The organism is Rhodothermus profundi, from assembly GCF_900142415.1.
GTDB classification, from domain to species: domain Bacteria; phylum Bacteroidota; class Rhodothermia; order Rhodothermales; family Rhodothermaceae; genus Rhodothermus; species Rhodothermus profundi.
This window is the reverse complement of sequence record NZ_FRAU01000002.1, coordinates 45,758-68,852: the sequence shown is the minus strand read 5'-3', so window position 1 is coordinate 68,852 and position 23,095 is coordinate 45,758. Positions and strand designations below refer to the sequence as shown.

General features: G+C 60.6%; 18 protein-coding genes, 2 tRNA genes and 1 pseudogene. 15 read left to right on the top strand and 6 right to left on the bottom strand.

What is annotated here, in order from left to right:
- Window positions 1-3: 3 nt before the first annotated feature.
- The 4 genes from mnmE to rpmH form a co-directional block, all read right to left on the bottom strand.
- The gene (mnmE, locus tag BUA15_RS03805; RefSeq protein WP_178139383.1) at window positions 4-1,389 is read right to left on the bottom strand and encodes a tRNA uridine-5-carboxymethylaminomethyl(34) synthesis GTPase MnmE; all 1,386 of its coding nucleotides are present in this window, start codon (window positions 1,387-1,389) and stop codon (window positions 4-6) included.
- A 21-nt stretch (window positions 1,390-1,410) separates the two neighbouring features.
- Window positions 1,411-3,234 (bottom strand): membrane protein insertase YidC, encoded by a 1,824-nt coding sequence (gene yidC / locus BUA15_RS03800; protein WP_072714651.1) that lies wholly within the window; start codon window positions 3,232-3,234, stop codon window positions 1,411-1,413.
- Between the two features lie 75 nt (window positions 3,235-3,309).
- Complete coding sequence (locus BUA15_RS03795; protein WP_084660511.1) at window positions 3,310-3,771, bottom strand: ribonuclease P protein component; 462 nt, start codon at window positions 3,769-3,771, stop codon at window positions 3,310-3,312.
- A gap of 13 nt (window positions 3,772-3,784) precedes the next feature.
- The gene (rpmH, locus tag BUA15_RS03790) at window positions 3,785-3,943 is read right to left on the bottom strand and encodes a 50S ribosomal protein L34 (RefSeq protein ID WP_012845243.1); all 159 of its coding nucleotides are present in this window, start codon (window positions 3,941-3,943) and stop codon (window positions 3,785-3,787) included.
- A 224-nt stretch (window positions 3,944-4,167) separates the two neighbouring features.
- Here rpmH and BUA15_RS03785 point away from each other — a divergent pair.
- The 10 genes and pseudogenes from BUA15_RS03785 (at window position 4,168) to BUA15_RS03740 (ending at window position 12,682) form a co-directional block, all read left to right on the top strand.
- Window positions 4,168-4,240: transfer RNA gene (locus BUA15_RS03785), tRNA-Gly, on the top strand.
- Window positions 4,241-4,300: 60 nt separating this feature from the next.
- Window positions 4,301-4,375: transfer RNA gene (locus tag BUA15_RS03780), tRNA-Val, on the top strand.
- Between the two features lie 205 nt (window positions 4,376-4,580).
- Window positions 4,581-5,455: pseudogene (locus BUA15_RS03775) on the top strand (FAD binding domain-containing protein).
- A gap of 3 nt (window positions 5,456-5,458) precedes the next feature.
- Window positions 5,459-5,962: a (2Fe-2S)-binding protein gene (locus BUA15_RS03770; protein WP_072714650.1), complete on the top strand. Its 504-nt coding sequence runs from the start codon at window positions 5,459-5,461 to the stop codon at window positions 5,960-5,962.
- Between the two features lie 34 nt (window positions 5,963-5,996).
- Window positions 5,997-8,363 (top strand): aerobic carbon-monoxide dehydrogenase large subunit, encoded by a 2,367-nt coding sequence (locus tag BUA15_RS03765; RefSeq protein ID WP_072714649.1) that lies wholly within the window; start codon window positions 5,997-5,999, stop codon window positions 8,361-8,363.
- Between the two features lie 63 nt (window positions 8,364-8,426).
- Window positions 8,427-8,984, top strand: coding sequence for an SRPBCC family protein (locus tag BUA15_RS03760; protein ID WP_072714648.1), 558 nt, complete (start codon window positions 8,427-8,429; stop codon window positions 8,982-8,984).
- A complete protein-coding gene (locus tag BUA15_RS03755; RefSeq protein ID WP_072714647.1) occupies window positions 8,981-9,874 on the top strand; it encodes an AAA family ATPase in 894 nt (297 codons plus the stop codon). Before BUA15_RS03760 ends, BUA15_RS03755 begins: the two co-directional genes overlap by 4 nt.
- Before the next feature lie 3 nt (window positions 9,875-9,877).
- Window positions 9,878-11,041 carry a vWA domain-containing protein gene (locus BUA15_RS03750; protein ID WP_072714646.1) on the top strand — a complete coding sequence of 388 codons (1,164 nt, stop codon included), beginning with the start codon at window positions 9,878-9,880 and terminating at the stop codon, window positions 11,039-11,041.
- Entirely contained in the window at window positions 11,034-12,071 is a 1,038-nt protein-coding gene (locus tag BUA15_RS03745; protein WP_072714645.1) for an XdhC family protein, read from the top strand. Before BUA15_RS03750 ends, BUA15_RS03745 begins: the two co-directional genes overlap by 8 nt.
- Window positions 12,068-12,682 carry a nucleotidyltransferase family protein gene (locus BUA15_RS03740; protein ID WP_072714644.1) on the top strand — a complete coding sequence of 205 codons (615 nt, stop codon included), beginning with the start codon at window positions 12,068-12,070 and terminating at the stop codon, window positions 12,680-12,682. The genes BUA15_RS03745 and BUA15_RS03740 overlap by 4 nt, the downstream gene beginning before the upstream one ends.
- On the opposite strand, the gene BUA15_RS03735 is transcribed toward BUA15_RS03740, so the two are convergent.
- Entirely contained in the window at window positions 12,666-13,853 is a 1,188-nt protein-coding gene (locus tag BUA15_RS03735) for an XdhC family protein (protein ID WP_072714643.1), read from the bottom strand. The two genes, BUA15_RS03740 and BUA15_RS03735, sit on opposite strands and share 17 nt — an antisense overlap.
- Before the next feature lie 273 nt (window positions 13,854-14,126).
- Between BUA15_RS03735 and BUA15_RS03730 the strand changes: the two genes are divergently transcribed.
- From BUA15_RS03730 to BUA15_RS03710, 5 genes are read left to right on the top strand one after another with little or no spacing between them, the layout of a single operon-like run.
- Window positions 14,127-15,437, top strand: a complete 1,311-nt coding sequence (locus BUA15_RS03730) for an MFS transporter (RefSeq protein WP_072714642.1) — start codon at window positions 14,127-14,129, stop codon at window positions 15,435-15,437.
- 22 nt (window positions 15,438-15,459) lie between these two features.
- A complete protein-coding gene (locus BUA15_RS03725) occupies window positions 15,460-17,262 on the top strand; it encodes a NirA family protein (protein ID WP_072714895.1) in 1,803 nt (600 codons plus the stop codon).
- Window positions 17,259-17,879 carry a flavodoxin domain-containing protein gene (locus BUA15_RS03720; RefSeq protein ID WP_084660510.1) on the top strand — a complete coding sequence of 207 codons (621 nt, stop codon included), beginning with the start codon at window positions 17,259-17,261 and terminating at the stop codon, window positions 17,877-17,879. Before BUA15_RS03725 ends, BUA15_RS03720 begins: the two co-directional genes overlap by 4 nt.
- A 7-nt stretch (window positions 17,880-17,886) precedes the next feature.
- Complete coding sequence (locus BUA15_RS03715; RefSeq protein ID WP_178139377.1) at window positions 17,887-19,185, top strand: sulfite reductase subunit alpha; 1,299 nt, start codon at window positions 17,887-17,889, stop codon at window positions 19,183-19,185.
- A gap of 6 nt (window positions 19,186-19,191) precedes the next feature.
- Window positions 19,192-22,704: a nitrate reductase gene (locus tag BUA15_RS03710; protein WP_072714639.1), complete on the top strand. Its 3,513-nt coding sequence runs from the start codon at window positions 19,192-19,194 to the stop codon at window positions 22,702-22,704.
- On the opposite strand, the gene BUA15_RS03705 is transcribed toward BUA15_RS03710, so the two are convergent.
- On the bottom strand, window positions 22,663-22,884 hold the full coding sequence (locus BUA15_RS03705) for a hypothetical protein (RefSeq protein WP_072714638.1): 222 nt from the start codon (window positions 22,882-22,884) through the stop codon (window positions 22,663-22,665). The two genes, BUA15_RS03710 and BUA15_RS03705, sit on opposite strands and share 42 nt — an antisense overlap.
- Window positions 22,885-23,095: the final 211 nt, after the last annotated feature.

Here is a 23,095-nt window from a genome sequence, read left to right as displayed (position 1 = left end):
CTCCTATTTGCCGATGCAGAAACGGGAGAAGATCTGATCAAGCACATCCTCCGTGGTGATCTCGCCGGTGATGGCTCCCAGTTCGTGGAGCGCCCGGCGGAGCTCCAGTGCCAGCAAATCCCCCCCGACGCCCTGATTCAGCGCAGCACGAGCCGCCTGCACCGCCTCGCGCGCACGGGCCAGATGCTGGCGGTGTCGCTGGTTCATTACAACGGCTGAGTCTTCCATGCTGGCCAGGTCAGCCGTTACAGCCGTCACCAACGCCTGAATAAGCGGTTGCAGTTGGGTAGCGTCTGCGCGTGCCTGCCGGGCCGAAAGCGTCAGTGCCGGTCCGTCCAGCGCCGGTAGCGCCGGCTCCTCTTCCAAGAGATCCCGCTTGTTGCCCACCACGATAACCGGAAGGGTTGGCTGCTCCGCCTGCAACTGCTTCAGGTAAGCTGTTTCTTCAGGATCCAACCCCACTGTCAGATCAAACACATACACAAGGACATCGGCGTTTGAAATAGCCTGCTGGGCCCGGCGCACGCCTTCTGCTTCGATTTGATCGGCCGTGGTGCGGAGTCCGGCGGTGTCGACAAACCGAAAGCGCAGCCCTTCGATTTCCGCTTCGGCTTCGATCTGGTCGCGCGTGGTACCGGGCAGGGGACTAACGATGGCGCGGTCTTGTCCCAGTAGTGCGTTGAGCAGCGTCGATTTGCCCGCGTTCGGTCGTCCGCCAATCACCACGCGCACGCCATCACGGAGGAGCTCGCCCAACCGGTAGGAACGCAACAGCTCATCAAGCAGGCGCTCCGTGCGATCCAGCAAGGCTTCAAGCTGGGCACGGTCGGCAAACTCCACATCTTCCTCGGAGAAATCCAGCTCCAGCTCCACATAGGCGCACAGTTCCAGCAGGTCGCTACGCAGGCGCTGCAACTGCTCTGAATACCGTCCCTGAAGATGGGCCAGCGATACGCGATGCGCTCGCGTTGAACCGGCGTGAATCAAGTCGGCTACCGCCTCAGCCTGCGCCAGGTCAAGCTTGCCATTCAGAAAGGCCCGGAGCGTAAACTCACCGGGTTCGGCCAGCCGCGCGCCGTGATGCAGGAGCGTTTCTAAAATGAGCTGAGGCGCCAGGTCTCCTCCATGACAGGTCAGTTCTACGATGTCTTCGCCCGTGTAGGAGCGCGGTGCCCGAAAGACGGTAGCTACCACTTGATCGATAGGTGTGCCCTCCGGACCTACCACATACCCGAAGTGCGCCGTATGCGAAGGCACGGTCTGGAGATCAGCTCCCTGAAAGCAGGCAGCCGCAATCCGGCAGGCATCCGGACCGGACAGGCGCACGATCGCCAGAGCAGCCCGTCCGCGGGCGGTAGCAATAGCTGCAATCGTGTCGCCTCGCCGCATCATCACCCCACCTACCGCAGGCTACCGACGGCTACGCACTTTTTTCTTGTGGCCCTGCTTTTTGGTTGCCTTACGCGTTACTTTCTGGGCAGCCCGGCGGTCTCCCTGGCCATCGACTGCAGCCCGGGCCTTTTCTTTCTCTAAGGCGCGATTGATAAAGAACTGCTGAATAGCCGAAAAGATGTTGTAGCAGAGATAGTAAAGGTTCAGGGCCGAGGAAAGCCGATTGAAAATCGCAAAGATGAAAATGGGAAAGATATAGGTCAGGATCTTCGTTTGTGGATTCGACGGTGCTGAGGCCGATTGAATCCGCATCTGAATAATCATGGAAAGGCCCATCAGCAACGTGAATCCGGCCACAAAATCCCCATACAGCGGAATCTTGAAGGGAAGGTGCAAAATGGGGTCAGGAGCCGAGAGGTCCTGAGCCCAGAGGAACGCCTGCTGGCGCACGATAAGGGACTGCTGAAAGTACTGCCAGAGCGCAATCAGCACGGGCCACTGCAGCAGCATCGGGAGACATCCGCCCAGCGGATTGATCTTTTTCTCCCGATAGAGCTTCATCATGGCTTCCTGCTGCTTTTGCGGATTGTCCGCGTACTTTTCGCGGATCGCTTCCAGCTCAGGCTGCAGCTCCCGCATCCGTGCCATGTTGCGGAAGGATGCGCGCGTAAGCGGATAGAGCGCAATCTTGACAAGCAGGGCAAAGAGAATGATGGCCAGCCCATAGTTGCCCAGCAGGCGACCCAGCAGGGTAAAAAGCGGAATAAAAACAAACTTGGCCAGCGGCCGGGTCATCCACTCAAAGGCATCCCAACCGTAATCGACCATGTCGTACAGGCCCAGATCATAGCGAGCCAGCCGGAAGTATTCCATGGGCCCCAAGTAGAGCCGGAATTCATCCACCTGCCCGTCCTCGGGCCGGGGCATCAGGAGCCGGGCTGCATAATCCTCCCAGTAGAAAGGTTCTTCCGGATCGCCCAGCCGCTCGCCGACCAGCTCTGCTCCCCGTGTTTCTCCGGAGGGAATTATTACAGCCGTAAAGAACTTGTTTTTGACGGCTACCCAGTCGACCTGCCCGGCCAGACGTTTTTCCTCTGTGCGATGCCGATCCAGGGTGATCTTTTCCAGTTCGCCTCCGCTACGCGCAAAAGCCCCACTGTGCCGCGCCTCATCGTCGCGATCGCGCTCAGCAAACGGTACCCCTCCGTTCCAGACCAGCTCGTACCCTTCAATGGTGCTAAACGTAGCGGCCCCGACCTGCTCGACGCGGAGTTTCACCTCATAATCATCCGGCGCAAAGGTGTAAACCTGACGAATGCGACCAGCCCCTACAGGTACTTCGAAGGCCACCTCAACCGGGCTCTCCGTTACGCGAAGCGTATCTGCCGCGACATTGGTCTGGAAATACAACGCCCGCGTATCGACCAGATGGTTGGCAGGTGTTGTAAAGACGAGGCTTAGCGCACCTGGCTTGGTAGTATCAATAAGCTGAACGGGCGTCTCAAAGTCATACTGCCGATACTTTTTGAGCCGCAGAGAGGTGAGCGTAGCGCCCTTCGTGGAAAGCTGCGCCTCGTAGAGATTGGTCTCTATGGTAATAATGCGCGCCTGTCCGTTCTGGGCAGCAGCGAACAACGTGTCATGCAACGGTCCAGCCAGCAGCGGCTCCTGCGTAGCAGGTGAAGCGTCCTCTCCTGCCAGCACTTCCTGCGGTCCTGCTTCCTCCTGCAAGGTGTCAAGCGCTGCGGTTGTCGGCGGTGGAGGCGGCGGCGCCAGCCACCACAGCCAGACGAACATGATCAGCGCCGTCAGAATCGTAGCAATGACAACGTTGCGATCCACGGTAGGGCTCCAGCTAATCCTCCTGGTCAAAACGGAGCAGGATACGGACCGGACGGAGTGCTGTTCCGCCTCCGTTCAGCCTTCAAGTAACGTGTTTTTGAGCTGTTCCGTAAGGCGTTGCAGCGCTCTGGGGAGGTCGCGTCGAATGCACTCGCGTGCAGCGGCCGGATCGGCTCGGTAAAGAATCATCAGCGTAAGCGTGTCGGACCGATTGCGAAACAAGGCCACCAGGGGATGTTGGTGCAGGCGATAGGTTTCCCGGAGCAGACGACGGATACGATTGCGCACGACCGCGCGCCGGGCCTGTCGGCCAGCCGAAAAGCCCACCTGCACGGGCACGTTAACCCCCACCTCGCATCGCGGCACAATGCGGTAGAGCAACCGCACGCATCCTTTAGCTATCGTTCCGACATCAGTCCGCGAGCGGTCGAACAACGGCCGAATGAGCCGCTGACGCCGCAATCGGAAAGCCCGCGGCAATCGGTTCGTGCCTCGCGGTCCGCCTCCGGAAAGTGCCTGCTCCTGCAGTGCCGCCACCCTGATAACTGGCTCACTTGCCCGACATCCGGTCGCTGACCGTTAAGCTCTTGCGACCTTTCTTGCGACGGCGCGCCAGGATTTTGCGCCCATCTTTGGTTTTCATCCGAGCCCGGAATCCGTGCGTGTTCAGGCGTTTGCGGCGGCTTGGCTGATACGTACGCTTGGGCATAGCTCGTTCGAGTCTATTGCTGCAAAAGCTCTTTTCCCTCAAAAACGGCTGCTGAAACGCCCACCCGCCAGTCAGGTTGCGTGGAACCTAGACAAGGGATTGAGCGATAGAAGAGGCTGGATGTGTTGCGGCGCCGGCAACTCAGGGTACAGGAGCTCTTGACAGCGCCGATGGTCGATGTTAAAATAAAAATTGCCTGTGCCCGAAGAGCCGGCAATGAATGAGCGGAAGTAGCTCAGTTGGTAGAGCATCAGCTTCCCAAGCTGAGGGTCGCGGGTTCGAGTCCCGTCTTCCGCTCTGCAAAAAAGCGGCGATTGCCACCCGAACGCCGGGCGCGGCAATCGCTTTTTTCATGCCGGGCGGTTAGCTCAGCAGGTTTAGAGCGCCTGCCTTACAAGCAGGAGGTCACTGGTTCGAGTCCAGTACCGCCCACCCGTTTCATGGTGCCCTCCTTGCTGCCCCGTGCCTCGGCACGGGTTTTTTTGTGGCCCGTCAGATCCCCTGATCACGTTACGAGATCGTTACAATTCCGTCCAGCCCACCCTTTTCTCTTCTGTTGCAACAAGCATAGCCAATCGATTATTTATAATTTCTTGAATAAGGCTTCAACGTTTGTGCTCACCAGCCCCGGGAAGCAATGATTCCGCCACCATTCACGTATGCAGCTCCCACCAGCCTGGAGGAAGCGCTTGCACTCCTGCAGCAACATGGCCCGACTGCCAAGATACTGGCCGGAGGCCACAGCCTGCTGCCCATGATGAAGCTTCGTCTCCTGGAGCCTGAAGTGCTCATCGACCTGCGGCGCATACCCGGCCTGGACGATATTCGGGAAGAAGACGGATATCTGCATATCGGGGCCATGGTCCGGGAAGTCGTGCTCGAAGAGCATCCGCTGATCCGCGAAAAGTACCCGCTCCTCTACGAGACGACGCGCTGGATTGCTGATCCGCAGGTGCGCAACATGGGCACAGTCGGTGGCAACCTGGCCCATGGCGACCCCGGCAACGACCACCCCGCCACCATGATGGCCTATGACGCACAGCTTGTCGTGGTCGGGCCACGTGGCGAGCGCACCATCCCGGCCCGGGAGTTCTTCCTGGACTTCTACACCACGGCGCTGGAACCGGACGAAATCCTCACGGCCATCCGTATCCCGACGCCCCGCCACGAAGCGGGGGCGCCTATGAGAAGCTGGAACGAAAAGTGGGCGACTATGCCACAGCGGCCGTGGCCGTGCAGCTTTCGCTGGCCGAAGACGGCACGCTGAGCTACGTAGGAATCGGCCTGACAAACGTCGCCCACGTGCCCCTTTTTGCCGCCCGCTCCTGCGCCCACCTGAAGGGTCAGCATCCTACGCCAGAGCGCATCGACGAAGCGGCACAAATGGCCGCAGAAGATTGCAACCCCCGGTCGGACCTGCGCGGTTCGGCCGAATATAAACGCGCAATGGTGCGGGAGCTTACCCGCCGCGCTTTTCGTCGAGCCCTTGAGCGAGCCCAGGGAGGTCAATAAGCCATGGCAAAGCAAACCGTAACAGTAACCCTCACGGTCAACGGCACAACGCATACGGCCGAAGTAGAGCCCCGGCTGTTGCTGGTGCACTTTCTACGAGAGCATCTGAACCTGACCGGCACGCATATTGGCTGCGACACGACGCACTGCGGCGCCTGCACCGTGCTGATGAACGGCCGGGCTGTCAAATCCTGCACGGTGCTGACCGTGCAGGCCGACGGCGCTACCATCAAGACCATCGAAGGCATGGCCGAAAACGGCCAGATGCATCCTCTCCAAGAAGGGTTTCATGTGGAGCATGGACTGCAGTGCGGCTATTGCACCCCGGGTATGATCATGCGTGCCGCCGAGTTGCTGGCTAAAAACCCCGACCCCACCGAAGATGAAATCCGCTGGGGTATTTCGGGCAACCTGTGCCGCTGCACCGGCTACGTCAACATCGTAAAGGCCATCCAGTATGCGGCGCGCAAACTGCGCGAGCGCGAGCAGACCACGGCCAGCTCCTGAACCCTCCTGCCAACCACCCAACCGCTGAACAACCATGGAAACCGAAGTCCGGACGCCCCCTACAATCTGCGGCATGGGGCATCGCATGAAGCGTAAGGAAGATGCCCGCTTTCTGTTCGGTAAAGGGCGCTACGTGGACGACATCAAGCTGCCTGGCATGCTCTACATGGACATTGTCCGTAGCCCCTTTGCCCATGCCCGCATCAAAAACATCAATGCAGAGCGGGCGCTGGCCATGGAGGGCGTTGTGGCGGTCATTACGGGCAAAGACTTGGAAAAATACAACCTGCACTGGATGCCCACCCTGATGGGCGACACGCAGATGGTCCTGCCCACCGACCGCGTCATGTACCAGGCGCAAGAAGTGGCCGCCGTCATCGCTACAGACCGTTACATAGCCGCCGACGCTGTCGAAGCTATCGAAGTTGAATATGAGCCCCTGGAGCCGGTTATTGATCCGTTCCGGGCACTAGAGCCCGATGCGCCTGTGCTCCGCACCGACAAGGGAAAAACGGACAATCACATCTGGCACTGGGAAATCGGGGACCGGGAGGCTACCGAACGCGCATTTCAGGAAGCGGATGTTGTAGTCAAACAACAGCTTTACATCCCACGCATTCATGTAGCCTCCATCGAAACGTGCGGCTGCGTGGCCGACTATGACCCCGTCGAGGGCAAGCTCACCGTTTACATGACCACCCAGGCGCCGCATGTGGTGCGCACGGCCCTTGCTCTGGTTGCTGGCCACGTAGGTCTGTCGGAAGAAAAAATTCGGGTTATTGCCCCCGACATCGGAGGAGGCTTCGGCGGCAAGGTGCCCATCTATCCCGGCTATGTCATCGCGATCGCGGCTTCCGTGCTGCTGGGTAAGCCGGTCAAGTGGATCGAAGACCGGTCTGAAAATCTCCAGGCCGACTCATTCGCGCGCGATTATCACATTACGGCCGAACTGGCTGCCACCAAAGACGGCAAGATCACGGCGCTTCGGATTAAAACGCTTGCGGACCACGGCTACACAGATGCCGCTGCTAATCCTTCCAAGTTTCCAGCCGGTTTGTTTTCCATCTGCACAGGCTCGTACGATATCAAGCATGCCTTTGTCGAGGTCGACGCTGTCTACACGAACAAACCGCCAGGCGGCATTGCCTACCGCTGCTCGTTCCGCGTAACCGAAGCGGTTCATACCATTGAGCGTCTGGTAGACGTGCTGGCCCAGAAACTGGGCATGGATCCAGCCGAACTCCGTTTCAAGAATTTTATTCAGCCGGACCAATTTCCCTACAAGTCAGCGCTTGGCTGGGAGTACGACAGTGGCAACTATCCTGCCGCCCTGCGCAAGGCCATGGACCTTATCGGCTACGAAGCGCTGCGGCGCGAACAGGCCGAGCGGCGCGCGCGGGGCGAACTGATGGGCATTGGCATCAGCAGCTTTACGGAGATTGTCGGAGCAGGCCCGTCGCGCCACTTCGACATCCTCGGCATTAAAATGTTCGAGAGCTGCGAGCTGCGCATCCACCCCACCGGCAAAGCCATTGCGCGCTTTGGAACCAAGTCGCAGGGGCAGGGCCATGAAACTACCTACGCGCAAATCATTGCCGAGGAGCTAGGCATCCCGGCCGAGCACGTCCAGATCGAAGAAGGCGACACCGATACCGCTCCTTACGGACTGGGCACGTATGCCAGCCGCTCTACCCCAACAGCGGGAGCCGCTGCTGCCATGGCCGCTCGGAAGGTGCGCGAGAAAGCCCGAAAAATCGCCGCCTATCTCCTGGAGGTCAGTGAAGAAGATCTGGAATGGGAACCGGGCGTCTTCCGCGTCAAGGGAGCACCGGACAAGTCCGTGACCATCCAGGACATTGCCATGGCGGCCTACACCAACCATCCGCCGGGCATGGAAGCTGGCCTGGAAGCCGTCCACTACTATGACCCGCCCAATTTGACCTTCCCCTTTGGCTCGTACATCTGCGTGGTGGATATCGACAAAGGCACCGGACAGGTGAAAATCCGGCGGTTTGTGGCCGTAGACGACTGCGGGCACGTGATTAATCCCATGATCGTCGAGGGGCAGATTCATGGCGGGCTTACCATGGGCTTCGCGCCGGCCATGATGGAGGAGCTGGTTTATGATGAAGAAGGCAATATCCTGAGCGGATCGTTCATGGACTACCTGCTGCCAACGGCCGTCGAAACGCCACGCTGGGAAACAGCCCGTACCGTTACGCCTTCGCCGCATCATCCGCTGGGCGCCAAAGGCGTAGGCGAGTCGGCCACGGTCGGGGCCCCGGCCGCCATTGTCAACGCGGTGGTCGATGCCCTCTCGCCCTATGGCGTCACCCACATTGATATTCCTATTACGCCCTATAAGGTCTGGAAAATCCTCCATGAGAAGGGGGTGGTGTGAAGCGAACTTTCAGGAGACCTGGCCGTCTGATACAGAAGCTGCTGCTATCCGTTACAAAGCGCCATGAAAACCACGATCGAAAAGACCTTTACCGTTCATCAGCCGCTGGAGAAGGTCTGGAGTTACCTGAGCGATCCGGCCAAGGTGGTCCCCTGCGTGCCTGGTGCTCAGCTCACCGAGCAGATTGACGAGCGCCACTACCGGGGAACCGTCAGCCTGAAGGTAGGCCCCATCAGTGCCAGTTACAAAGGAGAAATCACCATCAACACGCTCGATCACGAGACGCATACCATTGAACTGGTAGGCCGAGGACTTGATGCGCGAGGCAAGGGGAGCGCTTCCATGACCATGCGGGGCCGCGCCCGGGCGCTGGACGACGGGGCCACCGAAATTACCAATCAAATCGAAATCTCTGTAACCGGGATGCTGGCGCAATTCGGCTCGCGCCTGATTGAGGATGTGTCCAGTCGCCTCTTTGACCAGTTCACGGAATGTTTTGAATCGCTGCTGGCAGGAGAAGCCCCCGAAGAGGCCGGTCAGGCGCTCCGCGCTGGCTCGCTGATCAAGGAAGGCATCAAGTCGGTTGCCGGTCGGTTCTTTGGGAAAAAAGAAGGAGAATGACCCGTGAGGCCGCCGCCCGCATTGCGGGGTTGATGGATGGTTTGGAGCAGCAGGGGTACGTGGCGGATGAGGCGCTGGCTACCGTCCTGTATCTCGTCCTAACGCTGCGCCGGCCCCTGCTCGTGGAGGGCGACGCAGGCGTAGGCAAAACCGAGATTGCCTACGCACTGGCTGGTTACCTTGACACGGAGCTGATCCGCCTGCAATGCTACGAGGGGCTCGACGTCCATTCAGCCGTCTATGAATGGAACTATCCCCGCCAACTCCTGGCCATCAAGCTCTGGGAGCAGAGCGACATCCCCCTGGAAGAGCGGGAACAGCACCTGTTCAGTGAAAGCTACCTGCTAGCGCGACCGCTGCTGAAAGCTATTCAGGCCGAAACAAAAGCGCCAGTGCTCCTCATTGATGAGATCGACCGAGCCGATGAGGAATTTGAGGCGTTTCTCCTCGAACTACTGTCGGCTTTCCAGATCTCCATTCCGGAGCTGGGCACCATTCGCGCGCGCCATGTCCCGCATGTCATCCTCACCTCTAACCGCACGCGTGAACTGAGCGATGCCCTCAAACGCCGTTGCCTCTACTACTGGCTCGACTATCCTACCGAAGCCAAAGAACTGCGCATTATTCAGAAGCGCCTCCCTGATATTGAGACCGAGCTGGCACAACAGGTAGTGCGCTTCGTGCAGGCCCTGCGCAAAGAACGCTTGCACAAAATTCCCGGCATTGCCGAAACGCTCGACTGGGCCCGGGCCCTGGTAGCGCTGGGCGTGCAGCGCCTCAACACAACCGTTGTGACGCGCACCGCGGGCTGCCTGCTCAAATCGGCCGAAGACCTTGAGCGCCTGCGTAACCACACGCTCGAAGATCTGCTGGCTACCCTCGAAGCCTGAACCATGGCTGCTCCAGATGCCACACCGCCTGCTCCTGCGGCGTCTACCGATTTCACAGGGGCTGTGCGGCGCTTCTGCGCGCTCCTGAGAGCGCACGGCTTCACCGTCGGCGTTGCCGAGACGCTCGATGCGCTACGGATAGCCCGCAGCGAACTGCTGCACCGGCCCAATCGCTTCCGGGCAGCCCTGCGGGCACTGCTATGCATCTCGCCCGATGAATACCAGCGCTTTGACGCGCTCTTCGATGCCTACTGGCTGGGCCGTTCACCGGACGGCAACGCACCGCCCAGCCCGCGCCCGCAACGCGCTCGCCCTCCCGCTACAGAACAACGGACCGCTCCGCTGCTCATGACGCTGCAACATGCCACGGCCCCGCCTGAAGAAGAGGGCAACACAACAGCAGGGGCTAGCACGGCCCACCGCTTGCGCCAGGTAGATTTTGCCCGGGTGCCGGCGTCTGACCAGGAACAGCTCGAGGCGCTGGCGGCCCAACTTTTCCGCCAACTGCACGTGCGCCTCTCACGACGCCAGAAAACTGCGTGGCAAGGCCGCTACGTGGATCTGCGCCGCACCATCCGCCGTAACCTGGACCGAGGAGGCGAGCTAGTGACGCTCCGCTACCGTCAACGCCGTCCAGACCGCCCCCGCCTGGTGGCCCTGCTTGACGTAAGCGGCTCTATGGACCGCTACAGCTATTTCCTGCTCCGTTTTCTCCATGCACTGCAGCAACACTTCCGGCGGATCGACTCGTTCGTCTTCAGCACCGAGCTGATCTGCATCACGGAGCTTCTGCGCCAACCATCGCTCCCTGAAAGCCTACGTCAACTGGCCGAGACGCCCACGCCCTGGTCCAGCGGTACCCGCATTGGCGCCTGCCTGATGACGTTTCTGGAGCATTACGGCCGCCGGCTGCTTTCGCGCCGCACACTTGTGCTGATTCTGAGTGATGGCCTCGACACCGGCGACCCTGCGCTGCTGGCCCACGCCCTGCAAGCGATCCGCGCCCGCTGTCGCCGGATCATCTGGCTGAACCCGCTGATGGGAATGGAAGGCTATGCGCCCATAGCACGTGGAATGCAGGCAGCGCTTCCTTACCTCGACGTATTTCACCCGGCCCACAACCTCGACAGTCTGCTTCGGCTGGAGCAGCACCTGCGTCATGCTTGATCCTATTCTGGAACAGGCTCGAGAACAGACAGCGCGGGGTGAACCCTGCGCCCTGGCCATCGTCGTCCGCTACGAGGCTCCGATCTCCGGAAAGCCCGGAGACAAGGCGTTGATCTTGCCCGACGGCACGCTTCATGGATGGATAGGTGGTGGGTGCACGCGTCCGGTCGTTATCCGGGAAGCGCTGCGCGCCATGCGCGACGGGCGTCCTCGCCTGGTACGCATCACGCCCGAAACGACCGAAGTTGAAGTAGAAGGCATTGTCGCCTATGCAATGACCTGCTACAGCGGCGGCACGCTCGACGTGTATATTGAACCGCTTCTGCCCCCTCCTCAACTGCTGGTGCTCGGACACTCGGCCGTCGCCCAGGCCCTGGTACAGCTTGGGCGAACGCTGCGCTACCACGTGCTGGTTGCTGATCCTGAGGCATCCTCCGAGCTGTTCCCGGAAGCCGACCAGTGCGAGCCTTCGTTCTCCTTGAGAAATCTACCCCTGAAACCCGGAGCGTTTGCGGTCGTGGCTACCCAGGGCGAAAGGGACGAAGAAGCCCTGAAAGCTGCGCTATCCCAACCGTTCCGGTACGTCGCCCTGGTGGCCAGCCGTCGCAAAGCAGCGCGCCTGCGCGAGCTGCTGGCCGAACAAGGCGTGCCTCGGGACCGGCTGGCGGCTGTCCGCGCCCCGGCTGGACTGGATCTCGGTGCCCGCACGCCGGAAGAAATTGCCCTGAGCATCCTGGCCGAAATCGTGCAGGAACGCCACCAGAATCCATCCCCGGCGCTTCCAGACAAGCTGCCCTCCCTTGAAGGCTTGATCGAAATTACCCTGCACATTGAAGGCATGAGCTGCGCCCACTGCCTTCACACCGTCGAACAAACGCTCCAGGCCCTCCCTGGCGTGGTCGTGCATGCCGTGGAGCTCGGCCATGCCCGGGTCGCCTATGATCCCGCCCGGGTGACGCTAAGCGTCCTGGCCGAAGCTCTCAAAGCCCGCGGCTATCATCTGCGCACCGACACCGTAGCCGAGCCATGAATGCAACCGGTCGCGTGGTCGCCATTGTGCTGGCCGCCGGATCTTCTCGGCGCATGGGTGGCCGGAACAAGCTCTTGCTGCCTTTTGGAGACCAACCCCTGGTGCGTCACGTGGTTACCACGATTCTGGACAGCCAGGCCGCTCCGGTGGTGGTCGTGCTGGGTTATGAAGCTGCTGCCGTGCGTGAGGCCCTGGCCAATCTGCCGGTCGCGTTTGTCTACAACCCACGTTATGCCGAAGGCATGACCACTTCCATTCAGGCAGGCGTGGCGGCGGCGCCCGCCGACGCGCACGGCTACATGATTTGCCTGTCAGACCTGCCGCTGATCGAAGCTTCCGAATATGACCAGCTCATAGAGGCGTTCCAGCGCGCTTATGTCCGGGATCCGGCCTGCATCATTGTACCCGAGTTCAACGGACAACGCGGCAATCCCGTCCTGTTTGCGGCCTACTATCGAAAAGCTATTCTCTCCGAGCAGCGACTGACCGGCTGCCGAGGCCTGGTGCAACGCCATCCTGAGCATGTGGTGCGTGTGGCCATGGCTACCGACCACATTTTGCAGGACCTTGATACGCCGGAAGCCTTTGAAGCGCTCAGGAGGATACATTGAGCGGCCGTGGCAGCGGCGGTCGTTCGCCGTGAATCGGCGTCTTACGCTCCCGAAGTGGACGGGCTGAGCGGCCATGCAACACCGCCTGAATTTCGGCCAGGGCCGCTAGCGCGATCTCTTCAGCCGTCTCGGTGCCGATATCCAGCCCAACAGGTCCATAAATGCGATGCCGCTCAGCCTCCAGCCGTTCGCCGCGCGTGCGGGTCAGTTCGTTTAGCATGCGCTCGGTTCGTTCCCGGGGCCCCAGCATCCCGATATACGGGATGGCACTTTCAAACAACAATGTTTCCAGAATCTGGCGGTCGCGCAGGTAGGTATGATTCATAACCAGCGCGGCCGTGCGTCGGTCAATCGCTACATGCTGCGTGAGTTGCTCCGGATGCATCAGGAAACGACAGACGTCCGCCTCTGGGAAGCGTTGGGCGAGTTCTGCCGGTGGCCGGCGGCCAATAACTTCCACCTCCCAGCCCAGTCCCCGGGCAAAACGCACCACTGGAAATACGTCGTGCCCTTCACCGAAGACGAGCAGGCGCACGGGGAGTTGCACAGCTTCCAGGAGCACTTCCATCTGCGTTGCTCCTTCAGTATAGCGCTGCACGGTCCAGCCTCGCTCCTCACGGCCTGCGCGCAGCCGCTCCAGCATCTGACGAGCTGCCTCCTGGATTTTTGAGGCCACGACACCTTCCGGCAGGTCGCCTTCCGTCTGGCCGTCTTCCCGAAGCAGCAGGTGCCGTCCCAGCCAGTCCGATGGGTCCTCGGTTGTCTCGATCACAGTGGCCAGCACAGCCTGTCGCCTACGTTTCAGGCACTGGCTTAGCAATGCCAGTGGGTTGCAACGCCCGGGTACCGGAACCCGCTCCAGCAGCACATGGGCTACTCCATCGCAACCGGTACCAAACCCGTAAATCAAGTCGTCATCGGCCAGGTCAAAAGGAAGCAGGCGCGCAGGCACCTGATCGGCCAGGAGCTGAAGGGCCTGACGGGTTACCTCGCCTTCCAGGCAGCCCCCACTGATCGTGCCTCGGTTTGTCCCGTCTGCTTCCACGATCATGCGAGCACCGGGTCGGCGATAGGTAGAGCCCCCAATGCGCACGACCGTAGCAATCACATGCGGCGTTTTCCCTGCGGTCAGCCGTTCAGCCTCTTCCAGCAGGTCTCGTAGCTCGCGCATGAGTTATCCCAAAGCGCTTTCTACACAAAAAAGCAAAAATTTCTCTTTGAGGCAAACCCCTTTTTGTCCCCAGGTTTCCCACGGGGTTCTGTTTTCAGGCAGGGCGGAAGCGCTCCTCTTATAAGAATTTTTACACGATACCGGTTTACACAAGAAAAGCAAATTGTTACCATTTCCTGTGTATTTAATACATAGTCTTCAACTTCTCTTAAAAAAGTTAAACAAACGGCCGTTTTATATAAAACTTTCTCTGCTACCAACCCTATCGCACCCATGCAGTCTCTTCAGAAAGCTACCCGCATTGAGCTTTTCAACTTCCGGACCCCGCAGATGCGGGCGTTCCACATGGCCTGGTTTGCCTTCTTTGTGTGTTTTTTCGCCTGGTTCGGCATTGCACCGCTCATGAAAGTGGTGCGGGAGGAGCTCGGGCTGACTCCAGCCCAGGTAGGAAATACCATCATTGCCTCTGTAGCCGCCACCGTTCTGGCCCGCATGGTTATTGGCCGGCTCTGCGACCGATTCGGTCCCCGTCGCACCTATGCCGGACTCTTGATACTGGGCAGCCTGCCGGTAATGGCAATTGGCCTGGCCAACTCCTACGAAGCCTTTCTGCTTTTTCGACTGGTGATAGGGGTCATAGGGGCGAGCTTTGTGATTACCCAGTATCACACGTCGCTTATGTTCGCCCCGAACATTGTAGGCACAGCGAACGCCACAACCGCCGGATGGGGCAACCTCGGCGGTGGCGTTACTCAGATGGTCATGCCTCTGGTCTTTACAGGTTTTATGGGGCTGGGCTTCACAGAAGCCCTGAGCTGGCGGCTCGCCATGCTGGTTGCCGGGTTGATCTGCCTGGGTACGGGCATCGCCTATTATTTCCTGACACAGGATACCCCGGCAGGTAACTTTGAAGACCTTCCGAATCATCCGCGCCTGACCAGCCGAGGGAGCTTTCGACAGGCTGCGCGCGACTATCGCGTTTGGGTGCTGTTTGTACTCTATGCAGCCTGCTTTGGCATTGAGCTCACCATCAACAACATCGCAGCTCTCTACTTTGCCGACTATTTCTCGCTTGACCTGAAGACCGCCGGCACAGTTGCCGCCCTTTTCGGGCTGACCAACATTTTTGCGAGAACGCTGGGGGGCGTAGTCGGCGACCTTTTTGGTCGTCGCTGGGGCCTGGCCGGCCGCGTGCGCTGGCTGTTTCTGGCAACGCTCGGCGAAGGCCTTGCGCTGATCCTTTTCTCGCAAATGCAATTGCTCGCATTGGCTGTCGTTACGCTGGTGTTGTTTAGCCTGTTCGTTCAGATGGCAGAAGGAGCCACCTATGCCGTGGTGCCCTTTATCAACCGAAAAGCGCTGGGCTCTGTAACGGGCATCATTGGAGCAGGTGGCAATGCGGGGGCTATCATGGCGGGCTTTCTCTTCAAGGGCGCTCTGCCCTGGAATCAGGCGCTCTTGCTCCTGGGACTCCTTATCGTCGCCATGGCCTTCCTGGCCTTTGCGGTGCGCTTTTCGGAAGCTGACGAACGCGCCGTGGAGGCAGAAATGGCTCGTTTGCTGGCCCCTACATCGGTACGGTAACCTTTCAGCCTGTATGCAAGCCATGCCGCACATGCCTGACTTACCCTTCAGCGAAGAGCAGAAGCAGTACCTGCAAGGTTTCATGGCCGGCGTGCTGCAACGCGGCGGACTGACCTTCGTAGGGCAGACCGCCGACGGCCGTCTTACGCACGAACCAGAGCAGGCGGTGCGCGACCTGGCAACTCCACCGCCTGCCGAAACGCTCTACGGCACGCCTGTTGACCGTCTGTGCAAACAGGAGCGCATCAAGCTGGCGCAGCACCCGCTCGACATCTGGGATCGGGTGCTGGAAAACGCGGCAGCTGGTCGATTCCCAGAAGGAGACGACGTTTTCCGCTACAAAGCGCTAGGGCTCTTCTACGTCGCCCCTGCCCAGAATGCCTTCATGCTGCGCTGTCGGATTGCGGGCGGCTTCCTCTCCAGTCGCCAGGCACACGGCCTGGCCGACCTGGCCGAACGCTACGGCGCCGGCTACCTGGACCTCACCACCCGCGCTAACATCCAGATCCGGGAAATCGGCGCTCGGGATGCGGCCAATGTGCTGATGGCGCTGGCTGACCTGGGCCTGACCTCGCGCGGCGCCGGAGCTGACAATATCCGCAACATCACCGCTACGCCGACCACCGGCTTCGATCTGCAGGAACTCTATGACGTGCGGCCGCTCGTTCGCTCGCTCTACTACTACATCCTGCACAGCCGCGACCTGTACAATCTGCCTCGCAAGTTCAACGTAGCCTTCGACAGCGGCGGGGTCATTACAGCGGCCGCCGACACAAACGATCTGGCCTTTGTGGCCGTGCGCGTCGAGGAAGGACATGACGTTCCCCCTGGCGTCTATTTTCGCATCGAACTGGGAGGCATTACCGGCCACGGTTCTTTTGCCCAGGATACGGGCTTCATGGTCCCGCCCGAAGCCTGCATTGCTACCGCCGCAGCCATTATTCGCGTCTACCTGGAGCACGGTGACCGCACAAACCGCAAAAAGGCGCGGCTAAAGTACCTGCTGGAGCGCTGGGGCGTCGAGCGTTTCATGGAAGCCGTCCAAGAACGTCTGGCCTTTCCTCTCATCCGCTTTCCACGAGCATCCTGCGCCCCACGTCCACCCCGGATACCGGGCGCCCATATCGGCATTCACCCCCAGCGCCCGGAAGGGCATTACTACGTGGGCATTGACGTACCGGTAGGCCGCCTTCAGGCCAGCCAACTCCACGCACTGGCCGACCTGGCCGAACGCTACGGCACCGGCGAGCTGCGGCTAACGGTCTTTCAGAATTTGCTGATTCCCGGAGTAGCCGAAGAAAACCTGGAGCCGCTGTGCGCCGCCCTGCGCCAGCTCGGGCTCTCGCCCGAAAGCACGTCCCTGCGCCAGGGACTGGTAGCCTGCACCGGAAACGCTGGCTGCCCCTACGCACGCACCAACACGAAAGCCCATGCCCTGGCGCTGGTGCGCTATCTGGAAGAAGAAGCCGGCATAGATATAGATCAACCGCTCAACATTCACCTGACCGGCTGTCCGCACTCATGCGCCCAGCACTACTGCGGAGATATCGGTCTGCTGGGCGTCAAAGTGAAAACCAGCGCGGGTGAAACCGTAGAGGGCTACGACATTGTCTTGGGCGGAGGCCTGGAGGCAGACCAGGGACTGGCACGCGTCGTGGCTCGCGGCGTGCCCTTTGAAGAGGTGCCGCCGCTTCTGGCTCATCTGCTCCACACGTATCTCCAACAGCGTCAGGAAAACGAATCGTTTGCAGCTTTCACCCGCCGGCTGGATCCCGCTGCACTGGAAGCCTTGATCACGGATAGCAAACCAAGCCAGACGCCATGATGGACACGGTCCCATACATCCCAGAAAATGCACCGTTTACGCCCAGCCAACGGGCCTGGCTCAACGGGTTTCTGGCAGGGCTGTTCTCCTCACGACCTGTCCAGCAAGCGACAGCCACCTCGGCAACCTCTTCCTCCCGCCCTGCCGTAACCATTCTGTTTGGATCTCAGACCGGGACTGCCGAAGGGCTAGCCCAGGAAGCTGGCCGTCGGCTAAACCAGCAGGGCTTCTCAGCCACGGTGGTCGGCATGGATGCCTACGATCCCGCCCGACTGGCCGAGGAACGCTTCCTGCTCGTTATCACCAGCACGTACGGGGACGGCGATATGCCCGACAATGCCCAGACGTTCTGGGATTTTCTGTCCAGCGACCAAGCTCCATCGCTTAGCCACGTACAATTTAGCGTGCTGGCGCTGGGCGACTCCAGCTATCCCAACTTCTGCGCTGCCGGTAAGGCGTTCGATGCCCGTCTTGACGCCCTGGGGGCCCATCGCCTGCATCCCCGCATCGATTGCGACGTGGACGTGGAAGCCCCCTTCGAGCAGTGGTTCGAGGGTATCTTAAAAGCCCTCAAAACAGCCACGGCCGCCGAATCTTCCCTGCAACAAACTGCCTGAAATGGCCATGCAGGTGCCGTACCTTCCCGAAACTGCGCCGTTCACCCCCGAACAACGGGCCTGGCTCAACGACTTTTTCCTGCAGCTTGCCCTTCGTTCGCTGGAACGGGTCTCTGACTCGCTAACGGCGGAGGCCCAGCCATCCCTGCCAGGCGGTGATGACCAGGCGAGCACTGAACCATCTGCACCGCCGCGTTACGACCGCAAACATCCGTTTCCTGCTCACCTGCTCCAGAGCAAACGACTCACCGGCGAAGGCTCGACCAAAGACATCCGTCACGTCATCTTTTCGCTGGAAGGATCCGGTCTCTCATATGAGGTGGGCGATGCGCTGGGCGTATATCCGGAGAACGATCCGGAGCTTGTGGCAGCCCTGCTCACAACGCTTGGCTACACAGGCGAGGAGCCGGTGCAGCTTTCCAGTGGATCCGAACTGCCCATCCGCGAAGCCCTGCTTCGTCACTATGAGCTAGGCACGTTGCCCCGTCCCCTGCTTGAAGCTGCCGCCCCCAGCCACGAACTCCTGCCCAGACTGCTGGACGACTCAGCCGCCCTGCAGGACTACCTCGCCGGGCGCGACCTGCTTGACCTGCTGCATGAAGCCCCAGCCTTTCGCCCGGATCCAACCACGCTGATCAAGCTGCTACGGCCCCTGGCTCCCCGCCTGTACTCTATCTCGTCCAGCCCCCGCGTACATCCCGAAGCCGTGCACCTGACGGTGGGAGTTGTACGCTACAACGCGCATGGCCGCCTGCGCAAAGGCGTCTGCTCGACGTTTCTGGCCGAACGTGCAGCGCTGGACCAGCCAGTGCCCGTCTTTATTCACTCCAACCCAAACTTCCGCCTGCCCGACGATCCCGATACGCCGATCATCATGATCGGCGCCGGCACTGGCATCGCGCCGTTTCGCGCTTTCTTAGAGGAGCGAGAAGTCACCGGCGCACGCGGGCCCAACTGGCTCTTCTTTGGTGAACGCAACCGGGCCACGGACTTTCTCTATCGCGATGAATTGGAACGATGGTGCAAGCGAGGTGTGCTCACGCGGCTCGATACCGCCTTCTCGCGCGACCAGGCGCAAAAATGCTATGTCCAACACCGCATGCTGGCGCAGGCGCGAACGTTCTACGCCTGGCTTGAAGAGGGCGCCTGCGTGTACGTCTGTGGCGACGCAACGCGCATGGCGCGCGACGTCGAAGCGGCTCTGCTAACCATCATCCAACAGGAAGGCGGCCATTCGGAAGAGGCCGCCCGCGCTTATCTGGCCGACCTCAAAAAATCCCGTCGTTATCAGCGCGACGTGTACTGACGAGCTATGGCAACCCCTGCTTCTATCAAAACCACCTGCTGCTACTGCGGCGTTGGTTGCGGCATTGAAATTCGGCGCGATCGGCAAGGGCACCTGACGCTCAGCGGCGACCCCGATCATCCCGCCAACCGCGGTCAGCTCTGCAGCAAAGGACGCTACCTGCTGCAGGTGGCCCTGGACCACGACGACCGCCTGCTATACCCGATGGTACGCCCTCATCGCAACGCTCCCCTGACCCGCACCAACTGGGACGCGGCGCTCGACCACATAGCTGCCACATTTCGCCGAATCATCGAGCGCCATGGGCCCGATGCGATCGGCTTCTACGTGTCGGGACAGCTCCTGACCGAGGAATACTATGTGGCCACCAAGCTGGTCAAAGGCTTCCTCGGCACGCACAACATTGACTCAAACTCCCGGCTGTGCATGAGCTCGGCCGTAGCGGGATATAAGCTAACGCTGGGCGACGACGCACCACCCATCTGCTACGACGACATTGAACACAGCCAGTGCATTCTTATTGCGGGCGCCAACCCGGCCTGGTGCCACCCCATTCTGTTTCGTCGCATCGAAGCACACCGCGCAGCTAACCCCGACGTGCGGCTCATTGTGGTCGACCCCCGACGCACGCAAAGCGCCGCCGTCGCCGATCTGCATCTTCAAATTCGACCAGGCACCGACATCGTGCTCTACAATGCACTGGCCGCTTACCTCATTCACCACGGGTACGTCGACTTTGATTTCATCACTAACCACACCGAAGGATTCGAAGCGCTCTGCAACCACCTGAAAAACGCCTCCCTGGAACGAGCTGCCCGCCTCTGCGACGTTCCCCTGGAGGATCTTCAGCAGGCGGCCGAATGGATCGGCCAGAGTCCAGCTCTGCTAACGCTCTGGGCCATGGGCCTGAACCAGAGCACAGCAGGCGTAGCTAACAACCTGGCCCTGATCAATCTGTCGCTGCTCAAGGGCCAGATCGGTCGACCCGGCATGGGGCCATTCTCGCTAACCGGCCAGCCCAACGCGATGGGCGGTCGAGAAGTAGGCGCTATGGCCAACCTGCTCCCTGCCCATCGAGACCTGAACAATCCTGACCACCGGGCCGAAGTCGCCGCGTTCTGGGGTGTTCCGTCCCTTTCGGACCGACCCGGCCTGACCGCCACGGAAATGATTGATGCCCTCGAAAAGGGACGCCTGAAGGCCATCTGGATTATCGGCACCAACCCGGCACTCAGCCAACCGGAACTCGCCCGACTTGAACGAGCCTTCGCCCGAGCCGAACTCGTGGTGGTGCAGGAAATTTCCACACGGGCCGCTACGCTGCAATGGGCTGATGTCGTGCTGCCAGCCGCCTCCTGGCTGGAAAAGCAGGGGACTATGACCAATTCGGAACGCCGCATTACCTACCTGCCCCGGCTCCTAGACCCTCCCGGCGAAGCCCGACCAGACGTCTGGATCCTCTGCGACTTTGCACGCCGCATGGGTTGGGGACACGCGTTTAGCTATCAGGACGAATCAGAAATCTTCAACGAATATGCCCGTCTGACGCGGGGTACCCCGATAGACATCTCAGGCGTCAGTTACGAACGACTCCAACGCGAGCGGTCCATCCAATGGCCCTGCCCGGCCCCCGATCACCCCGGTACACCGCGCCTTTTTACCAACCACCGATTCCTCACACCCTCGGGACGCGCGCGCCTGCATCCAGTACCCGAGCCTGCACCGCCTGAGCCGCCCTCGCCGGAGTTTCCCTTCATCCTGACCACCGGCCGCGTCCGCGACCAGTGGCACACGCGCACCAAAACGGGCAAAGTAGCCCGCCTTAACCAGCATGCCCCCGAGCCTTTCCTTGAAATGCATCCAGACGATGCAGCCGCCTGTGGTCTGTCGGAAGGCGCGCTGGCTGAAGTTACCGGCCGCACCGGAAAACTGACGGTGCGCGTGCACCTGACTCCCACTATCAAACGGGGCGTCGTCTTCCTGCCCATGCACTGGGGCCAGGAAGCCGAAACAGCCGACGGACGGGTCAATGTGCTTATTCCCTGTCGCATCGATCCAATTTCGCGTCAACCTGCCCTCAAGTTTGCCCGGGTACAAGTGGCCCCGCTCCGACGTCAGCGCCAGCGTATCGTGATCATCGGAGCAGGCGCTGCAGCACGCGCTTTTCTGGAAGCCTACCGAAAGCACAACGACACCGACGAACTGTATCTGTTTGGCCGCGAACCCCACGGATTCTACAACCGGGTCCAACTGCCCGAATACCTCTCGGGACAACGCACCGTTGCCCAACTGCGCACGCTGGCCGACGCGCAGCTAAACGCGCTGCGGGTTCACTTCTTCCGGGGAGTCGAAGTCATCAACGTAGATCGCACGGCCCGCGTTGTGCACGGAAGCAATGGCGTCAGCCTGCCCTACGACCGACTGGTGCTGGCAACGGGAAGTCGCCCCTTCATTCCCCCCGGCATTCCGATTACCTGGCCCAACGTGTTTACCCTGCGCACGCTGGCCGATGCCGACGCTATCCGCACCAGGCTCGCTGGCAGCCAGCGCGTGCTGATTCTCGGAGGTGGCCTGCTGGGCCTGGAAGTGGCTGCGGCGCTGCATGAAGCTGGCTATACCTGCACAATTCTGGAACTGGCAGACCGGCTCATGGCCCGCCAGCTTGACGAGACAGCCGCTGCGCTGCTGCGAGAGGAGCTGGAAGCCCGAGGCATTCGCATTTACTGCAACGACGCGCCCGAAACTTTCCTGGGCACCGACTGCTTCGAAGGCGTCCGCACGCGCACCGGCCGCACGCTGACCGCCGACCTACTGCTTGTGGCTGTAGGAACGCGCCCGGAAACGCGGCTGGCCACCCGAATCGGGCTCAACGTTCACCGAGGCGTCTGCGTCAACGATCACCTGCAAACCAGCGATCCCGCAATCTATGCGATTGGCGAAGTAGCCGAACACCGCGGCCAGCTTTACGGTACCACCCCCGCAGCCGAAGAGCAAGCGCGCGTGGCAGCCGCCCATATTGCAGGCGATGTCTGGGCTCGCTACTCCGGTTCGGTGCCCTTTAACATTCTAAAAATCCCAGATTTTGACCTGTGCGCCCTGGGTCAATCGGTAGTCCCTCCAGACGCACCAGCCTACGAAGAAGTCGTTCTGCTCGACCGCAAGCGCCGCATTTACCAGAAAGTCGTGGTACGTCATAACCGACTTGTGGGCGCTATTCTGCTGGGCGACCGAAGCGCCTTCGCGCAGTTTCAACGGCTGATTGCCGAAGGCCTGGAGCTAGACGCTCCTCCCCACCGCCTCCTGCAGGGCTCCGAAACAGCCGAGCCTCCCGAAGGACCGATCGTTTGCAGTTGTTATAACGTGGGACGGGGCAACCTGGAGCGCGCCATAGCCGAAGGATGCACCGAGCTGGATGACCTGTGCCGCCGCACGCGCGCGGGCACAGGCTGCGGAAGCTGCCGTCCAGAATTGCAAATGCTACTGGAAGCGAGGCGGCACAGGACGCCGGTCGCGGCTTGAAGGTCGACGCGGCCGAGCCCGACGTCCTCCTTTACGCGGTCCTGTTGACCCATGCACGCCCGGCCGCCGAAATCCTCGGCCCCCGGCGTTGGCCTGCCGGTTGGCATATCGAATAAGCCAGACGACTACCCCAAAACCGCCTACTACCAGCAGCAATGCCGGTCCGTAGATCCAAAGCATCGGGCCTGCAGGGTTTGCTTCGGACAAAGTATAAGAAAAATTCATCATTAAAGAAAACCCGAAGCTCCTCCACCTTACGGAAACACCAGAGACTCCTGCTAAAATCCATGTTCGCCCTCCCGCCAAGCAGTCCATGCCGCCCATGTAACGGCTCTCTGCTTCCGTGCAGCACGGAGCCCTGAAAGCCTGACAGGCGGAGTCGGTTGTACAA